At 67.2% G+C, this 9,256-nt stretch carries 11 protein-coding genes and 1 pseudogene; 11 read left to right on the top strand and 1 reads right to left on the bottom strand.

The features are described from left to right. The 3 genes from SFU54_RS10150 to ftsY all read left to right on the top strand — a co-directional run. Positions 1–1,128 (top strand): hypothetical protein (locus tag SFU54_RS10150; RefSeq protein ID WP_319016156.1); only part of this gene is annotated, 1,128 nt, incomplete at its 5' end. A gap of 50 nt (positions 1,129–1,178) precedes the next feature. Continuing rightward, positions 1,179–1,457, top strand: coding sequence for a DUF3039 domain-containing protein (locus SFU54_RS10145; RefSeq protein WP_319016155.1), 279 nt, complete (start codon positions 1,179–1,181; stop codon positions 1,455–1,457). 1 nt (position 1,458) lies between these two features. Further along, positions 1,459–2,331, top strand: a complete 873-nt coding sequence (gene ftsY, locus SFU54_RS10140; RefSeq protein WP_319016154.1) for a signal recognition particle-docking protein FtsY — start codon at positions 1,459–1,461, stop codon at positions 2,329–2,331. Here ftsY and SFU54_RS10135 read toward each other — a convergent pair. Further along, positions 2,328–2,840: a gamma carbonic anhydrase family protein gene (locus SFU54_RS10135; protein ID WP_319016153.1), complete on the bottom strand. Its 513-nt coding sequence runs from the start codon at positions 2,838–2,840 to the stop codon at positions 2,328–2,330. The two genes, ftsY and SFU54_RS10135, sit on opposite strands and share 4 nt — an antisense overlap. Before the next feature lie 72 nt (positions 2,841–2,912). Between SFU54_RS10135 and ffh the strand changes: the two genes are divergently transcribed. From ffh to SFU54_RS10095, 8 genes and pseudogenes are all read left to right on the top strand, one after another. Then, the gene (gene ffh / locus SFU54_RS10130) at positions 2,913–4,505 is read left to right on the top strand and encodes a signal recognition particle protein (protein ID WP_319016152.1); all 1,593 of its coding nucleotides are present in this window, start codon (positions 2,913–2,915) and stop codon (positions 4,503–4,505) included. Between the two features lie 38 nt (positions 4,506–4,543). Then, positions 4,544–5,917, top strand: coding sequence for an amidase (locus SFU54_RS10125; RefSeq protein WP_319016151.1), 1,374 nt, complete (start codon positions 4,544–4,546; stop codon positions 5,915–5,917). A 5-nt stretch (positions 5,918–5,922) separates the two neighbouring features. Further along, entirely contained in the window at positions 5,923–6,711 is a 789-nt protein-coding gene (locus SFU54_RS10120; protein ID WP_319016150.1) for an LLM class F420-dependent oxidoreductase, read from the top strand. A 175-nt stretch (positions 6,712–6,886) separates the two neighbouring features. Then, positions 6,887–7,345, top strand: a pseudogene (gene rpsP / locus SFU54_RS10115) (30S ribosomal protein S16); the annotation flags it as partial. A gap of 92 nt (positions 7,346–7,437) precedes the next feature. Continuing rightward, positions 7,438–7,677, top strand: a complete 240-nt coding sequence (locus tag SFU54_RS10110; RefSeq protein ID WP_255158931.1) for an RNA-binding protein — start codon at positions 7,438–7,440, stop codon at positions 7,675–7,677. Next, complete coding sequence (rimM, locus tag SFU54_RS10105; RefSeq protein WP_319016149.1) at positions 7,674–8,264, top strand: ribosome maturation factor RimM; 591 nt, start codon at positions 7,674–7,676, stop codon at positions 8,262–8,264. The genes SFU54_RS10110 and rimM overlap by 4 nt, the downstream gene beginning before the upstream one ends. 10 nt (positions 8,265–8,274) lie before the next feature. Continuing rightward, a complete protein-coding gene (gene trmD / locus SFU54_RS10100; RefSeq protein ID WP_319016148.1) occupies positions 8,275–8,958 on the top strand; it encodes a tRNA (guanosine(37)-N1)-methyltransferase TrmD in 684 nt (227 codons plus the stop codon). Further along, positions 8,955–9,256: hypothetical protein (locus SFU54_RS10095; RefSeq protein ID WP_319016147.1), on the top strand; the 302-nt coding region annotated here is incomplete at its 3' end. The genes trmD and SFU54_RS10095, both read left to right, overlap by 4 nt.

The raw sequence follows: 9,256 nt of genomic DNA, 5'->3' as shown, positions 1-9,256 counted from the left end.
GCGGCGATTGCGATCATCCTGACGTCGCAGTATCTCGTTGCGGTCGGCACACACGTTGCCGTCTCGACGATTGCCCGTCGGGTCGTCACGGTCTCGGCTCGTGCCGTCATCGCCGTGGCGCTCGCCGCTGCCGTAACGACGGTTCTCACCGTCGTGGCGGGTCGTGACGACGACGCTGTCGGTGCCGTCGCCGGCGCTCTCGCCAATACGCCCGTGGGAATGCTCTGGGCGGTTCCCGACAGCGAGCTGGGCCCGATGATCGCCCGTGTGCTGGGCGGCTTCGTGATGGTGGTCGTTCTCGCGTGGGGCTGGGGGTGGATGGTCGCTCGACTGCTGGAGGCGCCGCAACGTTCGGCGCGCATCGTTTCAACGACGAGTCTCGGGTGGTTTGATGTCGTGCCGGCAACCCCGGCCGGGGTCATCGCAGCGCGCAGCATGCTCTATTGGACGCGCGATTCGCGCTATCGGGCCGTGCTCGTGGCGTTGCCCGTGGCACCCGTCATCATGATGCTCGCGTTCGGGGCCGCCGGAGCCCCGCTTCCTCCACTGTGGCTGCTGCCCCTGCCGGTGCTGGCGCTCTTTATCGGCTGGTTCTCGCACAATGACGTCGCCTATGACCACACTGCGGTGTGGGCGCACGTGGCTGCGCCGGTTCCGGGTGCTGCCGACCGTTGGGGCCGGAGTGTTCCCCCGCTTCTCCTCGGAATCCCTCTCATCGTGGTGATCGCTCCGCTCTTCTCGACGTGGTCAGGTGTCGAGGGGGTGCTTCCCGCCCTGTGGGGTGTCAGCGTCGGTGTGCTGTTGACCGGACTCGGCGTATCAAGCGTTGCCTCGGCCATCGCCGCCTACCCCGCAGCGCGACCCGGGGCCGGGCCCTTCGACCAACCGCCTACCCTCGGCGCCCGCGCCGGCTGGTCGCAATCGCTGTCGCTGCTCGCAACGATTGGCTTTATGGGCCCTGCACTTGTGGTGGCGAGCTGGGGCTTCGCGTCTCCCGCGTGGTTCGTCGTGGCAGGTATCGCCGGCGTCGCAACGGGGGTCGGGATGCTCTTACTCGGCATCGTCGTCGGTGGGCGCGCGTTTCGTGCGCGAGCGCCCGAGCTGCTCGACCTCGTGATGCGCACCTAGAGCGTCGTTCGGCCCGGCCCGCGCATCCGCTCGCCGCGTAGAATGCCCGCATGGCGACTCTCGACGAACCGGGCGGGGCAGGACAGGGCGGCGGAACCGACGTGCTCGACCGCGAGCTCGAAAAGCTGCTCAACGAAGAACAGCTCGAAGACGGCGACCACGAACGTTTCTCGCACTACGTGCCGAAGAACAAGATCATCGAGTCGGCGCTCACGGGCAAGCCCGTGCGCGCACTGTGCGGCAAGAAGTGGATTCCGGGGCGCGACCCCGAGAAGTTTCCGGTCTGCCCCGACTGCAAGAAGATCTACGAGAAGATGCGCGACGAATAGGGTGACTGACCGCACCTTTCGACTCGGCGGCGCCCTGCGCGGGCTCTTCACGAACCCCACGATTGACGACGACACGTGGGACGACCTCGAGGCTGCCCTCATCGGCGCCGACTTTGGCCCCGACCTCACCGACGAGATTCTCGGTGAGCTGCGCGCCAACGTCGCCAAGTTCAAGACGACCGACCCGCGCGACCTCACGCGCATGCTGCGCGAAGCCATTGAAGAGCGCCTCGCGGCCCATGACCCGACGCTCACCCTGAGCAACCGGCCCGCTGTCGTGCTCGTCGTGGGCGTCAACGGCGTGGGCAAGACCACGACGATCGGCAAGTTCGCCAAGTTTTTGACGGGATACGGGCGCACGGTCGTCGTCGGCGCGGCCGACACGTTCCGTGCCGCGGCGGTCGACCAGCTCGCGACGTGGGCCGAGCGCGCGGGAGCGCAAGTCGTGCGCCCGCAGCACGCCGGGCAAGACCCCGCGAGCGTGGCCTACCAAACGGTGCAGTTCGCGATCGACAACGGCATCGACATCGCGATTGTCGACACGGCGGGCCGCTTGCAAACCAAGGCCGGCCTCATGGACGAGCTGGGCAAGGTCACGAGAGTGATCGAGAAGCTCACGCCCATAGCTGAAGTGCTGCTCGTGCTCGATGGCACGACCGGCCAAAACGGGCTCGCACAAGCCGAGGCGTTCATCGAGAGCGCGGGGGTCACGGGGCTCGTCGTCACGAAGCTCGACGGCTCGGCCAAGGGTGGCTTCGTGTTGCGGGTGCAGCAGCAGACGGGCATCCCGATCAAGCTCATCGGTCAAGGCGAGGGAATCGGCGACCTCACGGGCTTCACGCCGCACGTGTTTGCCGCGAGTTTGGTTCCCTAAAGCTCGAGCGCCGCGTGCTCGGCGGCGAGCATGAGGTAGGTCTCGGCATTGCGCCGGTTGCCCGCGACTTCGTCGTCGGTCAGTTCGCGTCGCACCTTGGCGGGCACGCCGGCCACGAGTGATCGCGGCGGCACGATCGTGCCCTCGAGCACGACGGCTCCCGCAGCGACGAGTGATTCGCGCCCGATGACGGCACCGTTGAGAACCGTCGAGCTCATACCAATGAGGCAGTCGTCTTCGACGACGCAGCCGTGCAGCATCGCATTGTGTCCCACGCTCACACCGCGGCCGACGATCGTGGGTTTGCCGGGGTCACCGTGCACGGTCACGTTGTCTTGCAGGTTCGAGCCTTCGCCCACCTCAATGAGGTCGCGGTCGCCGCGAAGCACGGCGCCGTAGAAGACCGAGGCGCGGGCGTGGATGCGCACCTGCCCGATGAGCGTGGCATTCGGGGCGACCCACGCGGCGGCATCCACCTGCGGTTCGTGGCCAAAGATTGCGCGTCGCATGGTGCCTCCCGAGGCGATTGGGGTGTCTGCACGGCCAGTCAACCAGACCGCCCCGCCTAGAATGGGGCCACTATGGCGACGTTCGGCACTCTCTCTGATCGGCTTACCGCGACCTTCAGCGCGCTGCGCACGAAGGGCAAGCTCAGCCCGGCCGACGTCGACGGCACGGTGCGCGAGATTCGGCGAGCCCTGCTTGACGCCGACGTTGCCCTCCCGGTGGTCAAAGACTTCACGGCGGCGGTGCGCGAGCGCGCTCTCGGTGATGAGGTCAACAAGGCTCTGAACCCGGCGCAGCAGGTCGTACAGATCGTCAACGATGAGCTCATCACGATTCTCGGTGGCCAGCAGCGTCGCCTGCAGTTCGCCAAGAACCCGCCTACGGTCATCATGCTCGCGGGTCTGCAGGGTGCCGGAAAGACCACGCTCGCGGGCAAGCTCGCCAAGTGGCTGAAGGCGGATGGCCACACGCCTCTGCTCGTCGCCGCCGACCTACAGCGGCCCAACGCCGTGCAGCAGTTGCAGGTCGTCGCCGAGCAGGCCGGGGTCGCCGTCTTCGCACCCGAACCGGGCAATGGCAAGGGCGACCCGGTTCGCGTAGCGAAAGACGCACTCAAGCACGCGAAGACGAATGTGCACGATGTCGTGATCGTCGACACGGCCGGTCGCCTCGGTGTCGATGCCGAACTCATGAAGCAGGCCGCCGACATCCGCAAGGCTGTCGACCCCGACGAAGTGCTCTTCGTCATCGACGCGATGATCGGTCAAGACGCCGTCACCACGGCCAAAGCGTTCCAAGACGGCGTCGACTTCACCGGTGTCGTGCTCTCGAAGCTCGATGGTGACGCACGCGGTGGTGCGGCGCTGAGTGTCGCAAGCATCACGGGCCGGCCGATCATGTTCGCGTCGACGGGTGAGGGTCTTGACGACTTTGAGCCGTTCTACCCCGACCGCATGGCGAGCCGCATTCTCGACCTCGGCGACATTCTCACGCTCATCGAGCAGGCGCAGAAGACTTTCGACGAAGAAGACGCGCGCAAGACGGCCGAGAAGTTTGCGACCGACAGCTTCACGCTCGAAGACTTTCTCGCCCAGATGCAGCAGCTCAAGAACATGGGCTCGATTAAGAACATGCTCGGCATGTTGCCCGGCGCCCGCGGCATGCGCGAGCAGCTCGAGAACTTCGATGAACGCGAACTCACGCGCACCGAAGCCATCATTCAGTCGATGACGCCCGCCGAGCGGCGACTGCCCAAGCTGCTCAACGGATCTCGTCGCGTGCGCATCGCTCGTGGTTCGGGCACGACCGTGACCGACGTCAATGCTCTCGTGACGCGCTTCGAGCAAGCGGCGAAGATGATGAAGACCGTGGCCAAGGGCGGTGTTCCTCAGGTTCCCGGAATGGGTCCCATGCCCGGAATGGGCGGGGGTGGCGGCGCCGCGTCACTGCGCAAAGCGCAGGCCAAAAAGAAGGGCAAGGGCGCGTCGAAGTCGGGCAACCCGGCCAAGCGCGCGGCCGAAGAGGCCGCTCGCGCGCAAGGGCTCAAGCCGGGGGTTGCGGCGGGCGCATCCGGAAGCGGATTCGGGCTCGGCGGAGGCGCGGCGAAGGGCGGCGCGCAGCCGAGTGCCGAAGACCTGGCGACGATTCAGAAACTGCTCGGCCGCTAGGTCTCTGCCTCGCGCGGCGGGCGACGTAGGGTGACAGCATGACCCTCCTCACCGCTGCGGAGACCGCGGCCGCTGTGCGCGCCGGCTCGACGACCGCTGTTGCCGAAACCCGGGCCGCTCTCGATCGCATTGCCGCGCTCGACCCCGCACTGGGGGCGTTTCAGATTGTCCGCGCCGAGAAAGCGCTCGCCGAAGCCGCTGCCGTCGATGCGCGCGTCGCCGGGGGAGAGAGCCTGCCGCTCGCGGGAGTGCCGATCGCCATCAAAGACAATGTGCCGGTCGCGGGCGAACCCATGCGCGAGGGCAGCACCGGCACTAGCGCCGAACCTCGCTCGGCCGACCACGAGGTCGTCGCGCGGCTGAGGGCCGCGGGCGCGGTCGTCGTCGGCATCACGCGTGTGCCCGAGCTGTGTGTGTTTGGCACGACCGACTCGGTCTACGGCACCACCCGCAACCCGCACAACCTCGAGCGCACCTCGGGCGGCTCGTCAGGTGGCTCAGCCTCGGCCGTCGCGAGCGGCATGGTCGCCGTCGCGCACGCGGCCGACGGCATGGGCTCGATTCGCATTCCCGCCGCCAACTGCGGAGTCGTCGGGCTCAAGCCCGGTTCGGGCCTCGTGCCCGCCGACATGGGCGCGCACAGTTGGTTTGGCATGAGCGAGAACGGCCCGCTCGCGACCACGGTGACGGATGCCGCGCTCGTGCTCTCGGTCATGGCCGGTCGCCCGGCGCTCGCCCAGGTGTCGGCGCCACGCGCGGTGCGCATCGGGCTCGCGACGGGCATCCCGACCCCGCTGGCGACGCTCGACCCCGAGTGGAAGGCTGCCGCCGATCGCGCTGCCGACACCCTGCGGGCTGCTGGTCACGAGGTCGTTGAGTTGCGCATTCCCTACCCGGCCAACCCGCTGCCGGTGCTCGCGCGCTGGTTTGCCGGGGCCGCCGACGACGCTGCACACGAGGGCATCGCCGACCGCGACCTCGAGCCGCGTGTGCGCGCTCACGTTCGGGCGGGCCGTCGCTTGCGCCAACTGGGCGCCCTGCGACCCGGCCCCGTCGACCGCATGCGGGCGCAGGTAGAGGCAGCGACGGCACACGTTGACGTCATTCTCACGCCCGGCCTTGCCCAGCCGGGCCCCGTTGCCGAAGGCTGGCACCGACGCGGCTGGGTCGCGAACCTGCGCGCGAACATCGGTTACGCGCCCTACGCGGCTCTGTGGAACCTGCTCGGGTGGCCGGCCGCCGCGGTTCCGGCCGGGTGGCACGCCGGCGCGCAGGTGCCGCTGAGTGTGCAGCTCGTGGCGCATCCCGCGGCCGACGGCGCGGGGGAGGCGCTGCTGCTGAGCGTTGCCGCACAACTCGAAGCCGCTAGCCCCTGGCCTCGGGTCGCGACCAGCGCCACGACCGTAGGCTGAGCCGCATGACTTCTCGACCCGTTCGCCTCGGCGTTCAGATTCGTCCCCAGCACACCTCCTACGAGCGCATTCGCGACGCCGCGGCCGAGCTCGATGACCTCGGGGTCGACGTGATCTTCAACTGGGACCACTTCTATCCGCTCTACGGCGACCCCAACGGGCTGCACTTTGAGTCGTGGACCATGCTCGCGGCGATCGCTGAGCAGACCACGCACGCCGAGCTGGGTGCCCTCGTCAACTGCAACAGCTACCGCAACGCGAACCTGCAGGCCGACATGGCTCGCACGATCGATCACATCAGCGCCAAGGGCGGCACCGGCCGGTTCATCTTCGGCACCGGGTCGGGCTGGTTCGAGCGCGACTACGACGAATACGGCTACGAGTTCGGCACGGTGGGCGGGCGACTGGATGCTCTGGCCGACTCCCTGCCGATCATCCGTGATCGCTGGTCGCGTCTCAATCCCGCCCCCACCCGCGAGATCCCCATCTTGATCGGGGGAGCCGGCGAAAAGAAGACGTTGCGCATCGTTGCCCAGCACGCCGATATCTGGCACTCGTTCGCCGATGTGCCGACGCTCGAGCGCAAGCTCGGCATCCTCGCCGAGCACGGCGCGGCCGTCGGACGCGATGTGAGCGAGATCGAGATCTCGGTCGAGATTCGTGAGCGCAGCATGGCGCAAGCCGACGAGTTGCACGCGGCGGGTGCCACGCTCTTCACCTACGGATTCGAGGGGCCCACGTTCGACATGGGCCCCGTGCGTGAGTGGCTGAGCTGGCGCAACGACCACCGCTGAACGGCACCGCGGGGCAGCGGCGGCGCGGTGCGCGAAAATCTGCCAGAATGGGGGGTCGAGTGCTCGCGGGCCCGACCCTCTAATCAGGCCGAGCGAGCATCCATCACGAGCTTTCGCGCCGAGTGTGCCCCACGCAGCCGGTCGCAACTCACCCCCTTCAACATTTCGGAGAAACGTGGCTGTCAAGATCCGCCTCAAGCGCATGGGCAAGATTCGTGCGCCGTACTACCGCATCGTCGTCGCCGACTCGCGCACCAAGCGCGACGGCCGTGCCATCGAAGAGATCGGCAAGTACCACCCGACCGAAGAGCCCTCGGTTATCGAGGTCAACTCTGAGCGTGCTCAGTACTGGCTGAGTGTCGGCGCCCAGCCGAGCCCGCAGGTTCTCGCGCTGCTCAAGCTGACCGGCGACTGGGGCCAGTTCACGGGCGACAAGAACGCCAAGAGCACCGTCAAGGTTGCCGAGGCCAAGGCCGCTTTCGTCATGGACGAGAAGAAGAAGCCGGTTCTCAAGCCCAAGGCCGAGAAGCCCGCGGTTGCCGAAAAGGCTCCTGCCGCTGACGCTGCCGACGAGGCCGCCGAAGCGCCCGCTGCCGAGGTTGTCGAAGAAGCCGCTGTTGAGGCTGCCCCCGCTGAGGAAGCTGCTGCTGAGGCGCCTGCTGCTGACGAGGCCGCTGCCGACGACAACGCCGCTGAGAACACTGAGGCTGAGAAGGCCTGACGATAGTGCTCGCTGACACGCTCGAACATCTCGTCAAGGGGATCGTCGATCACCCCGACGATGTCGCCGTTGTCGCGCAGAGCTCTGCTCGTGGCGAGGTCCTCGAGGTGCGTGTGCACCCCGAGGACCTCGGCCGCGTGATTGGTCGTGGCGGCCGCACCGCCAAAGCACTCCGCACGGTCATTTCATCGCTCGCCGATGGTCGACGCGTTCGCGTCGACGTCGTCGACACCGATCAGCTTTGAGCACCCCCGCGCAGCAGCTGCGGGTTGGTCGACTCACCAAAGCTCACGGACTCAAGGGCGCACTCAAGCTCGAACTCTTTACCGACGACCCCGACAAGCGGTTCACGCCGGGTGCCGTTTTCACCCTGCAAGTGCCGACGAGCTCTCCGTGGCACGGCAAGACGCTGACCCTCGCCGAGTTGCGGTGGTACAACGGGCAACCCGTCGGGTTCTTCGAGGGAATCACTGATCGCACGGGTGCCGAGAGTCTCGTCAAGGCGATTCTGTGGATCGATCAGCAGGTCGATGAGCCTGATGAGCCCGACGCGTGGTACGACTTTCAACTCGTGGGCCTTCGCGCCCTGCGCGACGGAGTCGCTGTCGGAACCGTTGCGCGCGTTGAGCACTTTCCGGCGCAAGACTTGCTGGTCATCGCGACGGGCGAGCGCGAGGTTCTCGTGCCGTTCGTGAGTGCCATCGTGCCGACGGTAGACATCGCCGGGGGAACCCTCACGATCACTCCGCCCGCCGGACTGTTCGAAGACCTTGCCGACGATGACGGTGCCGATGCAGCACCCGCCGCACCCAGCGACTCTGCCTCTGCCTAGACTGCAGAGCGTGCGCCTCGACATCGTCACGATCTTTCCCGAGTTCTTCGGGGTGCTCGACGTGTCTCTCCTCGGGCGCGCCCGCGCAGCCGGTGTCATCGAGGTCGGTGTGCACGATCTGCGCGATCACACGCACGACCGGCACCGCACTGTCGATGACACTCCCTACGGGGGCGGCGCGGGCATGGTCATGAAGCCGGAACCCTGGGGTGAGGCGCTCGACGCGCTCGTGACGCCCGAAACCGTGCTGATCGTGCCGAGCCCGGCCGGGCATCCGTTCACGCAAGCCATGGCTCGTGAGCTTGCTCAGCGTGAGCATCTCGTGTTCGCGTGCGGCCGATACGAGGGCATCGACCAGCGCGTCGTCGACCACTACTCTGGGCGAACAGACGTTCGTGTGCTCAGCATCGGCGACTATGTACTGAATGGCGGGGAGGTGGCGACGATGGCAATGATCGAAGCGATCGGCCGCCTTGTTCCGGGTGTCGTCGGAAACCCCGAGAGCCTGAGCGAAGAAAGCCACGAAGACGGACTGCTCGAATACCCGAGCTACACGAAGCCTCCGACGTGGCGCGATCTCACGGTTCCACCGGTGCTGTTGAGCGGCAACCATGCCGCGATCGCCGCGTGGCGACACGAGCAGCAGCTCGAGCGCACGCGCGCGGTGCGCCCCGACCTTATCGAGAAGCGATGAGCGACCGTCGCGGCGAGGTCGCGGCCGATGGCCTCACGATGACCGCGGGAGAGCGGTTGTGGCTCTGGTCACAGCCGGCCGTTGCCGCCGCCGCTGCACTCGCGGGTGCACTGGCGTGGTACTGGCGTCTGACGGGAGACGTCAGCGCTCTCCCCACTCTTCAGGCCTTGATCACCGGCATGTTCGTCTTGCCGGGGTTGGCTCTCTCGCTGTCGATCAACCACGTGGCCGTCATGCTACGCCGACCCCCGAGACTGACCGTGGGCGAGAAGCTCGTGCTGCTCATCGAGTTCGTTCT

The organism is Microcella sp., assembly GCF_033763155.1.
Lineage (GTDB): Bacteria > Actinomycetota > Actinomycetes > Actinomycetales > Microbacteriaceae > Microcella.
The sequence above is the reverse complement of the archived record's forward strand: the minus strand, read 5'-3'. Positions and strand labels throughout refer to the sequence as shown.

Bases quoted from the DNA above. Each gene is read 5' to 3' on its own strand.
- SFU54_RS10120 (WP_319016150.1), top strand. From the start codon at position 5,923: ATGACTTCTCGACCCGTTCGCCTCGGCGTTCAGATTCGTCCCCAGCAC.
- ffh (WP_319016152.1), top strand. From the start codon at position 2,913: ATGGCGACGTTCGGCACTCTCTCTGATCGGCTTACCGCGACCTTCAGC.
- SFU54_RS10125 (WP_319016151.1), top strand. From the start codon at position 4,544: ATGACCCTCCTCACCGCTGCGGAGACCGCGGCCGCTGTGCGCGCCGGC.
- SFU54_RS10145 (WP_319016155.1), top strand. From the start codon at position 1,179: ATGGCGACTCTCGACGAACCGGGCGGGGCAGGACAGGGCGGCGGAACC.
- SFU54_RS10135 (WP_319016153.1), bottom strand. From the start codon at position 2,840: ATGCGACGCGCAATCTTTGGCCACGAACCGCAGGTGGATGCCGCCGCG.